The sequence below is a fragment of the Synechococcus sp. BA-124 BA4 genome (genome assembly GCF_034931165.1).
The window spans coordinates 1-15641 of the sequence record NZ_JAYGIA010000044.1 but is presented as its reverse complement, the minus strand read 5'-3'; the positions used below and the strand labels follow the sequence as shown (position 1 = coordinate 15641).

The 15641-nt window shown below is 67.4% G+C and carries 16 protein-coding genes and 1 pseudogene; 5 read left to right on the top strand and 12 right to left on the bottom strand.

Features of this window, described 5'->3' with window-relative positions; translation table 11 throughout:
• Positions 1 to 305: orotidine 5'-phosphate decarboxylase / HUMPS family protein (locus VB734_RS05635; protein ID WP_323243085.1), on the bottom strand; the 305-nt coding region annotated here is incomplete at its 3' end.
• Positions 306 to 358: 53 nt separating this feature from the next.
• The gene (gene tyrS / locus VB734_RS05630; RefSeq protein ID WP_197162780.1) at positions 359 to 1606 is read right to left on the bottom strand and encodes a tyrosine--tRNA ligase; all 1248 of its coding nucleotides are present in this window, start codon (positions 1604 to 1606) and stop codon (positions 359 to 361) included.
• Between the two features lie 170 nt (positions 1607 to 1776).
• Here tyrS and VB734_RS05625 point away from each other — a divergent pair, with 170 nt between their 5' ends.
• Positions 1777 to 3858 carry an acyltransferase family protein gene (locus VB734_RS05625; protein WP_197162779.1) on the top strand — a complete coding sequence of 694 codons (2082 nt, stop codon included), beginning with the start codon at positions 1777 to 1779 and terminating at the stop codon, positions 3856 to 3858.
• Positions 3859 to 3927: 69 nt separating this feature from the next.
• Here VB734_RS05625 and VB734_RS05620 read toward each other — a convergent pair whose 3' ends face one another.
• Positions 3928 to 4251 carry a DUF1825 family protein gene (locus VB734_RS05620; RefSeq protein WP_197162777.1) on the bottom strand — a complete coding sequence of 108 codons (324 nt, stop codon included), beginning with the start codon at positions 4249 to 4251 and terminating at the stop codon, positions 3928 to 3930.
• Positions 4252 to 4382: 131 nt separating this feature from the next.
• Between VB734_RS05620 and VB734_RS05615 the strand changes: the two genes are divergently transcribed.
• The 4 genes from VB734_RS05615 to VB734_RS05600 are packed head-to-tail and all read left to right on the top strand — an operon-like array spanning position 4383 to position 7503.
• Entirely contained in the window at positions 4383 to 5054 is a 672-nt protein-coding gene (locus VB734_RS05615) for a hypothetical protein (protein WP_322781776.1), read from the top strand.
• Between the two features lie 2 nt (positions 5055 to 5056).
• Positions 5057 to 5686, top strand: a complete 630-nt coding sequence (locus VB734_RS05610; RefSeq protein ID WP_416223676.1) for a GIY-YIG nuclease family protein — start codon at positions 5057 to 5059, stop codon at positions 5684 to 5686.
• Between the two features lie 39 nt (positions 5687 to 5725).
• On the top strand, positions 5726 to 7201 hold the full coding sequence (locus tag VB734_RS05605) for a leucyl aminopeptidase (RefSeq protein WP_322781778.1): 1476 nt from the start codon (positions 5726 to 5728) through the stop codon (positions 7199 to 7201).
• Positions 7202 to 7233: 32 nt separating this feature from the next.
• Positions 7234 to 7503 (top strand): hypothetical protein, encoded by a 270-nt coding sequence (locus VB734_RS05600; protein WP_322781779.1) that lies wholly within the window; start codon positions 7234 to 7236, stop codon positions 7501 to 7503.
• 6 nt (positions 7504 to 7509) lie between these two features.
• On the opposite strand, the gene VB734_RS05595 is transcribed toward VB734_RS05600, so the two are convergent.
• The 9 genes and pseudogenes from VB734_RS05595 to VB734_RS05555 all read right to left on the bottom strand — a co-directional run.
• Complete coding sequence (locus VB734_RS05595; protein ID WP_322781780.1) at positions 7510 to 7743, bottom strand: hypothetical protein; 234 nt, start codon at positions 7741 to 7743, stop codon at positions 7510 to 7512.
• A gap of 106 nt (positions 7744 to 7849) precedes the next feature.
• Entirely contained in the window at positions 7850 to 8476 is a 627-nt protein-coding gene (msrA, locus tag VB734_RS05590; RefSeq protein WP_322781781.1) for a peptide-methionine (S)-S-oxide reductase MsrA, read from the bottom strand.
• An 89-nt stretch (positions 8477 to 8565) separates the two neighbouring features.
• Complete coding sequence (gene lpxB / locus VB734_RS05585; RefSeq protein ID WP_197162764.1) at positions 8566 to 9753, bottom strand: lipid-A-disaccharide synthase; 1188 nt, start codon at positions 9751 to 9753, stop codon at positions 8566 to 8568.
• Positions 9753 to 10574, bottom strand: coding sequence for an acyl-ACP--UDP-N-acetylglucosamine O-acyltransferase (lpxA, locus tag VB734_RS05580; protein WP_197162763.1), 822 nt, complete (start codon positions 10572 to 10574; stop codon positions 9753 to 9755). The genes lpxB and lpxA overlap by 1 nt, the downstream gene beginning before the upstream one ends.
• A 4-nt stretch (positions 10575 to 10578) precedes the next feature.
• Positions 10579 to 11034, bottom strand: a complete 456-nt coding sequence (gene fabZ / locus VB734_RS05575; RefSeq protein ID WP_231594624.1) for a 3-hydroxyacyl-ACP dehydratase FabZ — start codon at positions 11032 to 11034, stop codon at positions 10579 to 10581.
• Positions 11035 to 11040: 6 nt separating this feature from the next.
• A complete protein-coding gene (gene lpxC / locus VB734_RS05570) occupies positions 11041 to 11892 on the bottom strand; it encodes a UDP-3-O-acyl-N-acetylglucosamine deacetylase (RefSeq protein WP_197162761.1) in 852 nt (283 codons plus the stop codon).
• Complete coding sequence (locus VB734_RS05565) at positions 11892 to 14267, bottom strand: BamA/TamA family outer membrane protein (RefSeq protein ID WP_323243084.1); 2376 nt, start codon at positions 14265 to 14267, stop codon at positions 11892 to 11894. The genes lpxC and VB734_RS05565 overlap by 1 nt, the downstream gene beginning before the upstream one ends.
• A gap of 43 nt (positions 14268 to 14310) precedes the next feature.
• A complete protein-coding gene (purC, locus tag VB734_RS05560) occupies positions 14311 to 15066 on the bottom strand; it encodes a phosphoribosylaminoimidazolesuccinocarboxamide synthase (protein WP_197162757.1) in 756 nt (251 codons plus the stop codon).
• A pseudogene (locus tag VB734_RS05555) lies at positions 15063 to 15641 on the bottom strand (hypothetical protein); the annotation flags it as partial. The pseudogene VB734_RS05555 and the gene purC, both read right to left, overlap by 4 nt.

Below are 15641 nucleotides of genomic sequence, written 5' to 3'. Positions count from 1 at the left end.
TCCCGGGCCGCCCCCTCGCAGGCGCCGGCCTGGGCCGCTGCCAGGGCTTCGCGGCCGGAGCAGGCATGGACGGTGATCAGCTCCGCCCCGAGCCGGGCGGCTCTGCGGCAGGCCCCGGCCATCGTGGCCGGGATGTCGTGGAACTTGAGATCAAGGAACACCCGCAGGCCCTCACCGCGCAGCTGCCGCACCACGTCGGGGCCGGCGGAACAGAACAGCTCCAGCCCCACCTTCACCCAGAGCAGATCGGGAATCGAGGCCACCAGCGCCAGCGCCGAGGGGGCATCGGGGCGATCGAGAGCCATGATGATTCTCTCCGCCGCCGCCGCGTCGCTCCCTGGGATGGTCACGGCAGGGCTCACGTCACCAGCCGCAGGAATGTCTTCTTACCCAGTTGCAGCACCCGGCCCTCCAGCTCGGAGGCGGCGCTGAAGCTGCGGTTCACATCCGTGAGCTTCTCTCCATCAAGGCGCACCCCACCGCCCTGGATCTGACGCCGCGCCTCGCTGCTGCTGGCGCAGAGGCCAAGGGCACTGAGCAGATGGAAAGCCTTGGCCGGGAAGGTGACGGGGGCGAGGGAGGTCTCCGGGACCGTTCGGGCCGCCATCTCCCCAGCCACCAGGTTGGCGGCATCGGCCTGGGCGGCGCTGGCGGCCTCCAGGCCATGTCGGCTGGCGGTGATGGCCAGAGCCATGGCCTTCTGGCGCTCCCGGGCATCCCCAGGAAGGGTGTCGGGATCCAGATCGGTGAGCAGGGTGATGTAGTCGTCCACCACCGCATCGGGGACCTTCTCCAATTTCGAATACATCGACAGGGGGTCCTCCGTCAGCCCCACCGTGTTGCCCAGGCTCTTGCTCATCTTCTGCACCCCGTCAAGGCCCGGCAGGATCGGAAGCAGCAGGCCGAACTGGGGCCGCAGGCCGAAATGGCGCTGCAGATCCCGTCCCATGGCCACGTTGAATTTCTGGTCGGTGCCACCCAGCTCCACGTCGGCGCGCACCGCCACCGAGTCGTAGCCCTGCAGCAGCGGGTAGAGGAACTCATGCAGGCTGATCGGCGTCCCGCCGCCGTAGCGGTTGGCGAAGTCCTCCTTGGCCAGCATCTGGCCCACCGTGGCCATGCCCAGCAAATCGATCACCGCCGGCAGGTCCATCCCCGCCAGCCACTCACCGTTGCGGCGCACCTCCAACCGACCGGGGGTCTCGAAATCCAGCAGGGCCCGATCCGGCGACTGCCCGAGCCCCAGCTGCACCAGGTAGGTGTCGGCGTTGGCCTCCACCTGGGCGGCGTCCAGCTGCACCCGGGTGGCGCTCTTGCCGGTGGGATCGCCGATGCGGGCGGTGAAGTCGCCGATGATCAGCACGGCGGTGTGGCCGGCGTCCTGGAAAGCCCGCAGCTTGCGGAACAGGATGCTGTGCCCGAGGTGGATGTCGGAGCCGGTGGGATCGATGCCCAGCTTCACCCGCAGGGGCTGACCTCGGTGATCCGCCTCTGCCAGGCGCGCCACCAGGTTCTGGTCCGGATCCGCCCACGGGCCGGCGGGGAACAGGTCGGCCAGTCCACGCTCCAGCCATGGCGGCAGAGGGGGAGGGGTCGTTTCAGCCATCAGCACGGAACCGTCGGCGCGGATCGTAAGCAGTCGCAGGAGTTCAGGCTTGCCACAGGCTCATGGTGCCGTTGCCGGGCGCTTTCCAGGGGGCGATTGACGGGTCACGGGTCAGCTCCACGAGCTGGCCCTTATAGGTTCATCAGGTATCGGTCACGATTGCGGCCTGAATGGGGACTCGGTACAAGCCGGAGATCGACGGCCTGCGGGCTTTGGCCGTGCTCAGCGTGATCCTGCATCACTTCGACAGCAACCTCCTGCCCAGCGGTTATCTCGGCGTCGACATCTTCTTCGTGATCTCCGGGTTCGTGATCACGGCATCCCTGGCCGCTCGGCCAGCGAGCAAGGGTCTGGGCGACCTGCTGCTGAGCTTCTATGCCCGGCGGGTGCGGCGCATCCTGCCCACCCTGGTGGTGTGCGTGATGATCACCAGCCTGCTGGCCTGCCTGTTCGATCCACTGGCGGGGGTGTCGCTGCGGACCGGCGTCACCTCCCTGCTCGGGTACGCCAATCTCCACCTGCGCGACCTCTCCACCGACTACTTCGCGCCTCCCGCCCAGCTGAATGCCTTCACCCACACGTGGTCGCTGGGGGTGGAGGAACAGTTCTACGTGATCTTTCCTGTGCTGCTCTGGGCCACCGGCTTCACCGCGGCACGGCCAGGTGGCCGTCGTCGCCTGTTCCGGCTGGTGGCCCTTGTCAGCCTGCTTTCGCTGCTGGCCTTCCTTGTGCTGTCGGTGCGTCAGCCGATCGACGCCTTCTACCTGATGCCGGCCCGCTTCTGGGAGCTGGGCTCTGGTTGTCTGCTCTATCTGGGGATGTCTTCGCCCCCTGGGTCGTCGCCTGACCCGCAGGCAGCAGGTTGCCTGCCCCTGTTTCCCTTGCCCGCGCCGGTGATGGTGGGTCTTCTGCTTGCCACGCTCGTGGGGCTTCCCACCAGCGCGATGGCGGTGGGGGCTCCGCTCATGGTGGTGTTGACGACCCTGTTGATCGCGGCGGTGCTCAGGGAACCGGAAGGGAAGGTGTCGGGCCTGCTCCGTCACCCCCATGCCGTGGGGATCGGACTGCTCTCCTATTCGCTCTATTTGTGGCACTGGCCCGTGCTGTATGTCAGTCGTTTCACGGTCGGCGTGCAGTGGTGGACGTTGCCGATCCAGATCGGCCTGATGATCGCCCTGGCCATGACCAGTTACCGCTGGGTGGAAGCCCCGCTGCGCCGGGGCCTGTTTCCCGCAGGGCGCTGGCGCGCCATCTCGGCGGGGGTTCTCACCGTCCTGGTCGGGGCCTGGGTGCTGGTGTGGACGGATCGTCACGCGCAGGCCCAGATCTTCCTGGGCAACCACAACAGCCATGCCCGTCGGGAGCCGTGGAGCAACCTGGCGATCCCCGACACCCGCATCACTCCGCAGGCCTGCGAGCTCAACAACACGGATCAACAGGGACCCACAAGCCCAGAGGGCTTTGCGCGGCTGCTCGAGACCTGCACCGCCCCGCCGGAGCGAACTCCCTCCACGACGGGGAGTCCTGCACCGCCCCATGTGTTTCTGATCGGCGACAGCCATGCCATGGCCTTCTCGCCGGTGCTGGCCCATGTGCGGCAGGCGGGGAACGCCGAAGTGACGCTGCTGGCCCACACCGGCTGCCTCTTCCCCAACACCCCCTACGGCCACAGCCAATCCATCTGCTCCCGGTTCCTCGATCTGGCCGAATCGCAACTGCTCGAATTCATCCGGCCGGGGGATGTGGTGGTGATCACCGGCTACCTGCTCAGTCACCTCGGAGACAGCTCCCAGCTGCGGGACACCCGCAACGACATCCTGGGAAGCGATGGTCGGCCGGTGCTCTCCGGCGAGCGGAAGCTGGAGCTCTATCGCCAGGGTCTCGATCGCTTTGCCATGAAGGCCGCTGCCAGGGGGGGGGCGGTGGTGCTGGTGGGTGCCACCCCTCGTAACCCGGACATCCGCAACTGCGTACCGGATTGGTTCAACGTGCAACCCAAGCAGGACTGCGAGCGCACCGTGACCAGGGAGCTCGACCATGCCATCGCTCTCAATCGCCGCCTGCGGCAGGTGCTTCCAGCACAGGTGCAGCTCTACGACCCCATTCCTGCTCTGTGTGGAAAGGGTTGCGACAATGAGGCCGTACTGGAACTCCTGCGGGACACCGATCACCTCTCCAGCGCCGGTGCTCGGCGGCTGGGGGCCAGTTTCCTGGCCTTTCTCCGGCAGGTCCGCCTGCCGCCCTCAAGCTGACGATCCGAGGTCTGGCCGGGTGGAGACAGGTTGGGAAGAACAGGGAAGCGGAGAAGATCGGGGGCTGCTTCAGGAGCTGGTTTCCAGCTCCCGTTTCATCCGCTCCAGGGTCTGGTGCATCTGGGTGAACATCTGCTCAGGGGTCATGCCGAACTGCCCCAGCTGGGTACGCAGCTGCTCAACGGTGAGCTTCGCCTGGAAATCCTCGGAGAGTTCGAAGCGCTTCATGAACACCCGATAGCGCTCCATCAGGGCTTCCATCTGGTCGATGAACAGTTTTTTGCCTTCGCGGTCGAACTTGCCGTAATCGCCCCCCAGCTGGGTCATCTGCTGGTAATCGGTGAACAGCCGTCTGGCTTCGTCCTGAACGATCTCGGATTCGAAGAAGGCCATGGGGCGTGCCAGGCATGAGGCGATGACGACGATTCTGGGGTCCTCCACAGCCGGAGGCGAGTACGGATTGGCGTAACAGCCACGCCTCAGCCGCTAACTTCGCCCCAGTTGCACAGAGCTGGTTTGCCGCCATGGCCAAGGGGCACTGGTTGGATCCCCTCGCCCGCAGCCTGCTGGAGGCCACGGGTCAGATCCGTCGTTCGCCTGAACCTCCGCAGCCCGCGAGCAGCGGCGACGACAGCGTCGAGCGCGACCTACTGGCCCTCAAACTCGCCCAGAATCCCGGCCTGCGGCTGAAAACCGCCCAGGACGTACGCCTGGCGGCAGCCCTGGGCTGGCGCCTGGATGTGAACCGGGCCACCGCCGCCGACTGGCTGCGCCTGCCGGGCTGCACTCCCACCCAGGTGGATCTGCTGCTGCGCCTGCAGAGCGGTGGCGTTCAGCTCAGCGGACCGGAGGACCTCCAGCATCTGCTCGGTCTAGGCGAGGAGCTGATGCACAGCTGGATGCCCTTGCTGGAGTTCCGTTGGTACGGCGACCCGCCTGCGGCTCGGCCGGCACCACTCGATCTGAACCGCTGCAGAGCTGATCAGCTCGGGGCCCAGCTCGATCTTGAGGAGGACCGTTGCCGGCGCCTGCTGCAGGAGCGCAGCCGCGCCCCCTTCCGTGACCTGGCCGATCTCCAGCAGCGCCTGCAACTGCCGGCCGAGCTGGTGGAGGGTCTGATCGGACGGGTGAGCTTCGGCCAGGGGCCCATCGGCCCGGAGTTGCCGAGGCCGCCCCGGCCACCGGCCTCCCGTTGAGCATGTCCAGGGGACGGCAGCAGGACCTGTTCCAGGGCGGCGCCCCACCAGGCGGCGGCGGAATGGGCCCAACACCGCTGCCCCTGCTGCGTGAGCAGCTGCTCGAGTGGCAGCGGCGCCTCGGTGAGTTTCAGGGGCCACTGTTCGAGGGCAGCACCAGCGGTCATCGGCAGGGAGTCCTTTTCGCCGGCGAAGCCGACGGCGGCAGTGACATGGGCAGCGAGGATCCCCGGGAGCGGGCGGCCCGGTTCGATCCCCTGGCCTTCGAGGCCCAGAACCTGCAGTTCTGGCGCTGGCCCGAGCCGCCCCAGCTGGGCCCTGCCCTGTACCTGGTGATGGACCGACCACCGCTGCTGGCCTCACCATTGCTGCTCTACGTGGGCGAGACCGGCCAGGCCCACCGGCGCTGGAAAGGGGAGCACGACTGCAAGGGCTACCTGGCCTCCTATGCCGAGGCCATGGGTCATGTGGGCCTGGAGTGCCGCTGCAGCATTCGCTTCTGCTGCGACGTGCCGGCCGCGGTGCGCGCCAGGCGAGCCCTGGAGCAGGCCCTGATCCGCCGCTGGCAACCGCCCTTCAACAAAGAGACCCGGCAGCGCTGGAGCACCCCGTTCACCAGTGATGGCGGCTGAATGCCGTCGCTACGATCGCGGCCCGATGTCCGGCCCTCCATGCAGTTCAGCTGTCCCTCCACCCCGCTGGCCGCATGGAGCGGTGACACCCTCGGTGTCGGCCTGTTCCAGGACGAGTCGGGCGAACGCCTCGAGGCCCTCGAAGCCCGCTTCGGGCCAGGGCTGCAGTCGCTGCTGGAGCGCCAGAGCTTCAAGGGCAAGCCGGGCGAGTGCGTCAGCCTCACCCGGCTCCAGCCCACCCCCCTGAAGCTGGTGCTGGTCGGGCTGGGGGAAGCCGGCCGCTTCGATCTCGAGGCCCTGCGCAACGGCGCGGCCGCCATCGCCAAGGCGGCGGGACCCGGCCGTGAGCTGGGCCTGGCCCTGCCCAGCGAGGGCCTGGAGCCCCAGGCGGCGGCGCGGGCGATGGCCGAAGCCGTGCGCCTGAGTCTCTACGTCGACCAGCGCTTCCGCAGTGAGGCCGAAACCAAGCCGATTCCCGAGGTCGTGAGCCTTCTGGGCCTGGCCGCCGGGGCCGCCGCCGGCCTTGAGGGAGTGGCCGCCACCTGCGCGGGTGTGGAGCTGGCACGGCAGCTGGTGGCGGCGCCTCCGAACGTGGTCACCCCCCAGGCTCTCGCCGACACCGCCGAGGGCATCGCCAGGGAGTTCGGCCTGGAGCTGAAGGTGCTGGAGCGCTCCGACTGCGAAGCCCTTGGCATGGGCGCCTATCTCGGAGTGGCCCGGGGATCCAGTCTCCCACCCAAATTCATTCATCTCACCTACCACCCTGAGGGGGGCTCCAGCCGGAGGCTGGTGCTGATCGGCAAGGGACTGACCTTCGATTCCGGAGGCTACAACCTCAAGACCGGCGGTTCTCAGATCGAGATGATGAAGTACGACATGGGCGGCAGTGCCGCGGTGCTGGGGGCAGCCCGGGCGATCGCCGAACTGCGCCCGCAGGGTGTGGAGGTGCATGTGATCGTGGCGGCCTGCGAAAACATGATCAGCGGCGAGGCCATCCACCCCGGTGACATCCTCACCGCCTCCAACGGCAAGACGATCGAGGTGAACAACACCGACGCCGAGGGGCGTCTCACCCTCGCCGATGCCCTGGTCTACGCAGCCAAGCTGGAGCCCGATGCCGTGGTGGATCTGGCCACGCTCACCGGAGCCTGCGTGATCGCCCTGGGCGAGGAGATCGCCGGTCTCTGGTCCCCCAGCGACACCCTGGCCGCAGCATTGCTGGAGGCGGGCCGCAGCGGTGGGGAGGCCTTCTGGCGGATGCCGCTGCAGACCTCCTACAGGAAAGGGCTCAAGAGCCCGGTGGCCGACATGAAGAACACAGGCCCGCGCCCAGGCGGCGCCATCACCGCCGCGCTCTTCCTGCAGGATTTCGTTCCTGACGATCTGGCCTGGGCCCATCTGGACATCGCCGGCACGGTCTGGAGCGAAAATGGTCGGGGGCTGGACCCCGCCGGCGCCACGGGTTTCGGCGTCCGCACCCTGGTGGAATGGGTGAGCCGCGGGGGTGCGGCTTAGGGTTGGCACCGCTGACGCCGGACCCCGACGCCATGGCTGCCCAGAAGATCCGCTGGTACATCCGCGCTCAGCTGGGGGTCCTGCTCCTGCCGCTGGGTCTCTGCCTGGTGGGCGAGGCCATCACCCGCCGCACCCTGCACCTGGCGGCACTCAACCAGAAACTGGCGGCACCGGGCCCCTGGTTCTGGTATGGAACCCTCGGCCTGATCTGCGTGACCGCAGGCGTGGGTCTGATGGTGGAGAGCGGACTGCTGCGCGGCTACCCCCGCAACGCACGCCCGGGGCCAGACAACCGCGCTTGAACCGGATCAGGCGGCCACAGGGCTCGCCGAGGATCCCATCAACGCCTGAGGCTCCCGTCGCTTGCCGCCCGCGGGCGTGTCCAGCAGACTGCCCGGTTCCTCCAGCTCATGAATCTGCCAGCGGGCACGCTCCCCGAAGGAGGCCATCAGGCGATCCAGATCATCGACGGCCTGCTTGGGACTCGTGTATGGCCCGATGTGGCGGGTGACCAGACCGTCCCGGATCGTCAGCAGATACATACAACCCACTCAAGCTGGTCTCCGTGTCGATTTAACGTAGGCGGATTGCTTGGATCTGGGAAGGGTGTGGGCACCACCCCCTTTTCATGTCTCCCTACTGGCGTTCTCAGTTCTTCTGGCGCCACGGAAGCGATCCCCGGGCGTTCGAGCCCCAGACCTGGTCCAGCCGCCGATCGCGGCCGCAGGACCAGCGGTAGTAGGTGTACTGGACCTTGTTGCGCTCGGCGTAGTCCTGGTGATAGGGCTCAGCGGGCCAGAAGCGCTCGAGCTCACGGATCTCCACCTTGATGGCTCTGGGCCTGACCCCCAGCTCCCGGGCCGCGGAGGCCAGGCTGGCTCGGGCCTGATCCCGCTGGCTGGTCCCGCGGCTGAAGATCACGGGCCGGTAGCTGGGGCCACGGTCGCAGAACTGGCCGCCGCCATCGAGGGGATCCACGTTGCGCCAGTAGGCGCGCAGGAGTGTGGGCAGGCTGATCCGGGCCGTATCGAAGCGGACCCGCACACTCTCGATGTGGCCGGTGCCGCCGGCCGACACCTGGCGATAGGTGGGGTTGCTGACGCTGCCGCCGCTGAAGCCACTGACCGCCTCCACAACCCCGGGCAGGGTTTCCAGATCGTGCTCGAGACACCAGAAGCAACCGCCGGCCAGGACAGCCTCCTCGACGGCCGCCAGCACCGGTGCCGCGGGAAGCAGCAGCAGCAGCACCGTCAGCAGCACGGGAGCCAAGCCCATGGACACGCGCTGCAGGGGGTGATCGGGCCGGCGTAAACGGCCCCAGTCAGATCCTGATCGGGGCCTGTCCTGGCGTCTGACCCTTGGTGTCACGTCGGGGATCCCGTCAGTTGATCGAGGATCTCACAGGCTGCCCGGCGCGTCACACCCGGCTCACCGAGCAGAGCGCGCAGGCGGCCGTAGCCCTCGAGCATCCGGGTCCGCTCGGGGCTCGGATCGAGGAGGGGCAGCGCCGCGGCCACGATCGCCTCCGGGGTCAGGTCGTCCTGGAGCAGTTCCGGCACGAGCCGCTCTCCCAGCACCAGGTTGACCGGAGAGATGTGGGGCACGTTGAAGCCGAGCAGGCGCTGGGCCACGAAGGCGGTGACCCGGCTGAGCCGGTAGCCCACCACCTGGGGAACGCCGCGCAGGGCAAGCTCCAGGTTGGCGGTTCCCGATTTGGTCAGGGCCAGATCGGCGGCAGCGCAGAGGACCGGCTTGAGGGCATCGGCGCGATCGGCTGGAATCACCGTGGCCTCCACCCCTGCCCGCTCGAGTTGTTCGGACAGGGGAGCCTCGAAGCTGGCCAGTCCGGCAGGCACCATCACCCGCAGCCCTGGCCGCTGTCGCTGCAGTTCGGCCGCGGCAACGGCCATGGACGGCATCAGATAGCGCATCTCCTGGGGGCGGGAGGCGGGCAGCAGCAGCAGCAACTGCTGGCCGGGACTCAGTCCGAGCTGCCCGCGGGCCTGTTCAGGGGTGGGCGGCGAGCCGAGGGTGTCGAGCAGGGGATGGCCGACCCAGGTGACCCGTGCACCGCGGGAGGCGTAGAAGCTGGCTTCCTCCGGGAAAATGGCCAGGATGCGATCGGTGAAGCCGATCAGGCGGGTGGTCCCGCCCTCCCCGAGGCGAAAGGCCCATTCCTGGGGAGCGATGTAGTAGGTGATCGGCACCGCGGGGAAGCGGTGGCGGATGTGGCGGCCCAGGCTCACGTTCGCCCCCATGTAGTCGATCAGCACCACCGCGTCGGGAGGACAGCAGGAGAGCCAGCGGCCCACCCGCCGCTGCAACCGCAGGGTGGGCAGCACCAGGGGCAGAGCCTCCCAGAGTCCGATCGCCCCCATCGGAGCGGTGTTGGCCAGAAGATGGGAACCGGCCTGGCGCATGCGCTCGCCACCGAGGGCATCGATCTGGAGAGGAAGATCACGTCGCTGGGCTTCGGCGTGGAGGGCCTTGATCAGAAGGCCGCCCTGAAGATCCCCCGACACCTCACCGGTGCTGATCAGCAGCCGCACCATCAGCGCTGGTGGGGCAGGGGACCACGGCGTCCTGGGGCGATCGAGGCCTCGAGGAAGCTGCAGAGTTCTTCGGAGGCCGGCAGAAGGGTTTCGGCTCGGATGTGGGCGAGGGCTTCAGCCAGCACCTCATGGCTGCGGTAGAGACGGTTCCACACCTCCAGGAGTTGCTTGAGCTCGGCTCCACCCTCCCGGTCGACCAGGCCATTGCGCTTGAGCCCGATCCGGTTGAGACCGCGCAGGCGGCCTGGGTGCCCCTCGACGATCGCGAACGGGGGAACATCGCGGTCGATGCGGCTCATGCCCCCCACCATCGCCAGCTTGCCGATGTGCACGAACTGGTGGATGCCGAGCACTCCGCCGATCACCGCCCGGTCGCCGATCACCACATGGCCGGCGATCGCCACGCTGTTGGCCACCACGATCCGGTCGCCCAGCAGGCAGTTGTGGCCGACATGGCTGTAGGCCATCAGCAGATTGCCGCTGCCCAGGCGGGTCTGCTCACCGTCGGCCGTGGCCCGGTTGATCGTGACGCACTCGCGGATCGTGTTGTCGTCGCCCATCACCACCTCGGTGGGGGCACCGCCGTACTTGAGGTCCTGGGGCTCGAGGCCGATGCAGGCGCCGGGGAAAATGCGGTTACCGGAGCCCATCGTCACGCGGCCATCGATCACCACATGGGGACCGATCTGGCAGCCGGCGCCGAGCTGCACGTCAGGACCGATCACGGCGAAGGGACCGATCTGAACACCCTGGCCGAGCTGAGCGCGGCTGTCGACCACCGCGGTGGGGTGAATCGTGGTTTCCACGGCTGTGCTGGTCATGGCCTCAGTCAACCAGGGAGAACATGAGTTCCCCGGAGCAGACCAGGTCTCCGTCCACGGTGACTTCAGCCCTCACTTTGCCGAAGCGCTTGCGTTTGAGACCGAGCAGTTCGCAGCTGATGCGCAACTGATCACCAGGCACCACCGGCCGGCGGAAGCGCACCCCGTCGATGCCGGCGAACACGAACAACCCCTTGGGCAACTCCGGCATCTGAGTGACGATCAGACCACCCACCTGGGCCATGGCCTCCACGATCAGCACACCGGGCATCAGAGGGCGGCCAGGGAAATGACCCTGGAACTGGGGCTCGTTGAGGGTGACGTTCTTGAGGGCAACAGCTCGCTTACCTGGTTCGTACTCGATCACGCGGTCCACGAGCGCGAAGGGATAACGGTGGGGCAGGAGGTTGAGGATCTGCTCGGAGGTGAGCAGGGGAGCGCCAGCGGGAGTAACGGACAACGGGCTTCAGGTCGAGCGGGATGGAGCGGCCAGGGCCGCTGCCAGGGCAGTGTGCAGCCCGTGGGATCCACGGAAGGCGAAGACCTGGGCCTGGGGCAAGCCCGCCAGCGCCAGGTCCCCCAGCAGGTCCAAGAGCTTATGGCGCACCGGTTCCTGGGGGAACCGCAGGGGGGGATTGAGCCAGTGATCCCCATCACAGACCAGGGCACTCTCCAGATCTCCGCCCCGGATCAGGCCGGCGGCCCGGAGCTGATCGATCTGATCCCGGAAGCCGAAGGTGCGGGCTGGCGCGATCTGCTCCACGAAGGAGGAAGGGGTGAGCTCAAGCGAGTAGACCTGGCGGCCGATGGCGGGCTGGCTGAATTCGATCGCGGCACCGATCCTTGGCGTGTCACTGGGAAGGGCCGTGGCGAAGCTCTGGCCCTGCTGCAGGGTGATCGGAGCGTCCAGAGGCCGGAGAGGCTCCCGGGGACCCAGGTGTCGCAGACCCGCTGCGGCGATCGCCTCCACCCAGGGCAGAGCAGACCCGTCGAGCAAGGGGATCTCCTCACCCTCCACCAGCAGCTCCACATGGGAGAGGCCGGTGCCGGCCAGGGCCGCCAGCAGATGCTCCACCGTGGCCAGCCGGCGCTGATCCAGCCGCAGGGCCGTGCACAGGCGGGTGTCGCTCACCTGCGACGGGTGCAGGGCCACCGCCTCCAGTGCCGGTGCGTCCAGCCAGCCCACCGAATAACCGGGTCGTTCGCTGGGCTGCAGGCGGACGCGACAGGAGGTGCCGCTGTGCAGCCCGACCCCCGTGCGCTCGACAGACGTCCCCAGGGTCCAGGCCTGGCTGTAGTCCTCGGGCCAGACGGTCACTAGAACTTCCAGCCCACACCGAGGTTGAAGCGCCAGTCACCGGTGAAGCCCTCGCTGGCCACCTCCAGACGCAGCGGACCAACCGGTGTGGTGACGATCAGACCGGTGCCGACCGAGAAGCCGCTGCCGGGCTTGTCGAGCAGCGTGCCCGGACTTCCCGGCACTCCCGACTGGCTGCCGAAGGTCGTGCCGCCATCCACGAACAGCTCTCCGCTGACGATGCTGAACAGGGGGAAGCGGTATTCGATCGTGGCCTCCCCGAAGCTGCGTCCCACGCCCATGTCGCAGTCGGCATAGCCGCGCACGGAGTTGGAACCTCCCAGGCAGAAGGCTTCGTAGGGAGGCAGATCACCGATGTTGGTGCCGGCCGAGAACTGAAACGCCAGGGTCTGCTTGCAGTCGGGAGTTTCACCGGGCTTCGGCCGGCAACCCTTGTAGAACTTCAGCCAGTTGACTGGAATGAAGTAGCTGTAACTGGCGCGCAGGCGGTTGAACGTGGGCGAATCTGGCCCCACAGAGACGTACTGCTCCGTCCCGACGCTGAGGAAGGAGCCGGATGTGGGATTGCGGGGATCGTTGAGGGTGTTGCGGGTGGCCGCCACCCGCAGGGCCACCAACTGATTGGTGGTGGCGCAGTTGAAGGCGATGCAGATCACATCGTCGACTGGAGCATCCGAGCCGTTGAAATCATTGGTACTGACGCCGAAGGGTCGGCTTGAGCCGGCGAAGTTGATCGGCCTGACTTCCTGGGCACTGACGCCGAGCACCACACTCCAGAGCGCCCGCTTGAAGGGGTTACCGCCGTTGAGGGGTCGCACGAACTGGATATTGCCGCCAGCTCGCTGAATGGCAACGGAATTGCCTTCGTAATCAAACCAGCTGTTGTCGGGAGATTGCGATTCGGCTTCGGAGACCGAGCGGAAGGTTTTACTCTCAGGGTTGTTGCTGTTGTTGATGTTGTACGCAACGCTGGTGCCCGGCGCTTTGTAGAAGTCGGTGACCGTGTTGATGTTGCCGTTGTTCTGGCTCTGGAAAATCTGAGGAACGTCGCGGCTGAGGAACAGCCTGGCGCGGAAGGCCGTGCGGTACGCATCTCCTTTGATCCAGGGATCCGTGAAGGAGATGTCGGCGAGGCCTCCGAACTGGCCATAGGTGAAATTGACCCCCAGGTCCCAGGCCCGGCCGAGCAGATTGCTGTCCTGCAGCTGAATCTGGCCGAACACACCCTGGCTCTGGCTGTAACCGAGACCGCCGGAGAGGGATCCCGACGACTGCTCGACGATCCCCAGCACGATCACCACTTCGCCGGGCTTGGCCGGCACGGGCCGCAGGGTCACTTTGATGTCACCGAACAGGCCGGTGCCGTAGAGGCGCTTGATGTCCTCCTCGAGGTTGCGGCGGTTGAAGGTCTCCCCAGGCTTGATCGAGATTTCGCGGCTCACGACCCATGGCTTGGTCTTGCCACGGATCGGCTCGCCCTTGTCGTTGGTGGCCGAGCCTTCCTTGTTGAGGAACTGAACCTCCACCCCCTCGACGGTGCCCTCTCGAACCGTGAGCAGCACCGTGCCATCAGGACTCACCCGGTTGGGACCGGTGACCCGCGCCAGGGAGTAGCCCTGATCGGAATACCACTTCTGCAGCTCCTGCATGCGCGATTGCAGGGTGTTGAGGTTGAGGGTCCTGCCGTAATCCGCGGCGAAGGTGTCCGCCAGGACCGTGGGCGGAAGCTTGACCTTGGCGGCGTCGAACTCAACCTTCTGCAGCACCGGGTTGGCGGTGGCGATGACCACCACCTGCACCCCGAGGGGACCATCCACCGGCTGGATGCGCACATCCGAGAACCAGCCGCTGGCATAGATGGCGGAGAGATCCGTCTGCAACTCGCTGCGCGTCACCCGGCTGCCGGGCCGGACCACCATGGCGTCGTAGACGGCCAGCTCCAGGCGCTCCCGCTCGGGGTGACCCTCGAGGCCCTGAACCACCACCTCACTGACCAGAACCCGCGGTTCATCCGGCTTGGCCGGCGCAAGGCTTTCGGGGCTAGCCGAGCTGGGGGGCTCGCCGGTGGGAGGCGTCGCCGGCGTCTCAGCCGGTGCAGGAACGGGAGTGCCGGCCTCAGGAGTTCCTTCGCCGGCTTCCGGGGCGGCCGTGCCCGGCTCTGAAGCAGTTCCAGGCTCTGAACCGGTGGCGGGAACTGGCTCAGCGGCCTGGGCCACTTCAACAGCCGGTTGCTGGCTCTGGGCAGCGGCCCTCGGGGGACTCAGAACCGCCAGCAGAGCCAGCAGAGGCAGCCCCAGCCAGACGGTGAGGGGCATGGACCGAAGCCCGACATCGGAGAAGGCAGTGCTGGTGCGGGCGTTGGGGATGACACCCATGGTTCTCCGAATCAAAGCGGCATGGCCGCAAATTGCCGTGACCTTACCCGTAGAGGCTGGGACCTTGGATCACCCCTTGGACCCGTTTGAGGACCTCCCCATAGGCCTCGATCACCCCGCCCAGGTCCTGGCGGAACCGATCCTTGTCAAGAATCCGATCCTTGTCATCGTCCACATCGAGGTCCCAGAGGCGGCAGGTGTCCGGACTGATCTCATCGGCCACCACCAGCTGGCCCTCGGCCGTGAAGCCCAGCTCGAGCTTGAAGTCCACCAGCTTCAGGCCGACGCCGGCGAACAGCTCCAGCAGCAGCCCGTTCACCCGGCGGGCGAGGGCTTCCAGCTCCTGGCGCTCTTCGCTGGTCACCAGGGCCAGCCGCTCCAGCCGGGCTTCGCTCAGGAATGGATCCGCGTAGGCATCGTCCTTGTAATACAGATCGAGCAGGGGCGGATCCAGCGGCGTACCCGGCGCGATCGGCATCTGCTTGCACAGCGATCCGGCCGCCACGTTGCGGATCACCACCTCCAGCGGGATCACCCGCACCGGCCGCACCAGCATCCAGTGCCGGCCTTGCATCCCCAGGTAGTGGGTGGGCACCCCCGCGCGCTGGAGGTGCTCGAACAACAGAGCAGAGATGCGGCAGTTCAGGGCGCCCTTCTCCGCCAGTTCGGCCTTCTTGAGGGCGTTGAAGGCGGTGGCCTCGTCCTTGAACTCCACGGCCAGCAGATCTGGCCGGTCGGTCCGGAAAACCCGCTTGGCCTTGCCTTCGTAGAGAAGCGGGCCCAGCTGATAGGCGGTCATGGGGTGATGGGTTCGGCGGACTCGGGGGCTGATGGGACGACTGGATCCTGGGGGGCCGGGTTGGCCGGTTGTGCCGCGGAGGGGGCATGGCCTCCAGGGTCGCGCGGGGAGCGCAGGCGTTGCTCCAGCACCTTGCTGCGCTCCGCCTCGGAGGGATCATCGCGCCGCAGCAGCCATTCGGCGTAGGTGTCGTCAATGCGGCGGCTGAGGCGCAACCGCCGCTGCCGCGCCGGTTCCGGATCCCCCCCCTCGAGCCGCTGCAGGGCCTGCTGATCATCGAGCAGCTGGGCCGCCAGACCCCAGGCCCCACCTGTGGCGGCCTGATCAAGGGCCATCTCCATGAGGGCGTTGCGCTGGGCCAGGGGAAGCTCGTCCAGCAGCGCCACCGCCAGCTTCAGCCGCTCAGCCGCCACCACACCCGGCAGGCGCCCGGCCAGGAGCACCTCAGCGGCTTCCTGGCGTCGGTCCATCGCTGCCAGATGGAAGGCGAGCACGTCGAGGGCCGAGCGGGTGTCGAGCGTGCCGTCGTCGCGCAGCCGCACCGGCAGCGCCATGGTCTCCAGGCGGCTGCGCTC

Bases quoted from the DNA above. Each gene is read 5' to 3' on its own strand.
- VB734_RS05625 (WP_197162779.1), top strand. From the start codon at position 1,777: ATGGGGACTCGGTACAAGCCGGAGATCGACGGCCTGCGGGCTTTGGCC.
- VB734_RS05620 (WP_197162777.1), bottom strand. From the start codon at position 4,251: ATGGCCTTCTTCGAATCCGAGATCGTTCAGGACGAAGCCAGACGGCTG.
- msrA (WP_322781781.1), bottom strand. From the start codon at position 8,476: ATGGGCTTGGCTCCCGTGCTGCTGACGGTGCTGCTGCTGCTGCTTCCC.
- tyrS (WP_197162780.1), bottom strand. From the start codon at position 1,606: ATGGCTGAAACGACCCCTCCCCCTCTGCCGCCATGGCTGGAGCGTGGA.
- purC (WP_197162757.1), bottom strand. From the start codon at position 15,066: ATGACCGCCTATCAGCTGGGCCCGCTTCTCTACGAAGGCAAGGCCAAG.
- VB734_RS05565 (WP_323243084.1), bottom strand. From the start codon at position 14,267: ATGGGTGTCATCCCCAACGCCCGCACCAGCACTGCCTTCTCCGATGTC.
- VB734_RS05610 (WP_416223676.1), top strand. From the start codon at position 5,057: ATGTCCAGGGGACGGCAGCAGGACCTGTTCCAGGGCGGCGCCCCACCA.
- VB734_RS05595 (WP_322781780.1), bottom strand. From the start codon at position 7,743: ATGTATCTGCTGACGATCCGGGACGGTCTGGTCACCCGCCACATCGGG.
- VB734_RS05615 (WP_322781776.1), top strand. From the start codon at position 4,383: ATGGCCAAGGGGCACTGGTTGGATCCCCTCGCCCGCAGCCTGCTGGAG.
- VB734_RS05605 (WP_322781778.1), top strand. From the start codon at position 5,726: ATGCAGTTCAGCTGTCCCTCCACCCCGCTGGCCGCATGGAGCGGTGAC.
- lpxB (WP_197162764.1), bottom strand. From the start codon at position 9,753: ATGGTGCGGCTGCTGATCAGCACCGGTGAGGTGTCGGGGGATCTTCAG.
- lpxA (WP_197162763.1), bottom strand. From the start codon at position 10,574: ATGACCAGCACAGCCGTGGAAACCACGATTCACCCCACCGCGGTGGTC.
- VB734_RS05600 (WP_322781779.1), top strand. From the start codon at position 7,234: ATGGCTGCCCAGAAGATCCGCTGGTACATCCGCGCTCAGCTGGGGGTC.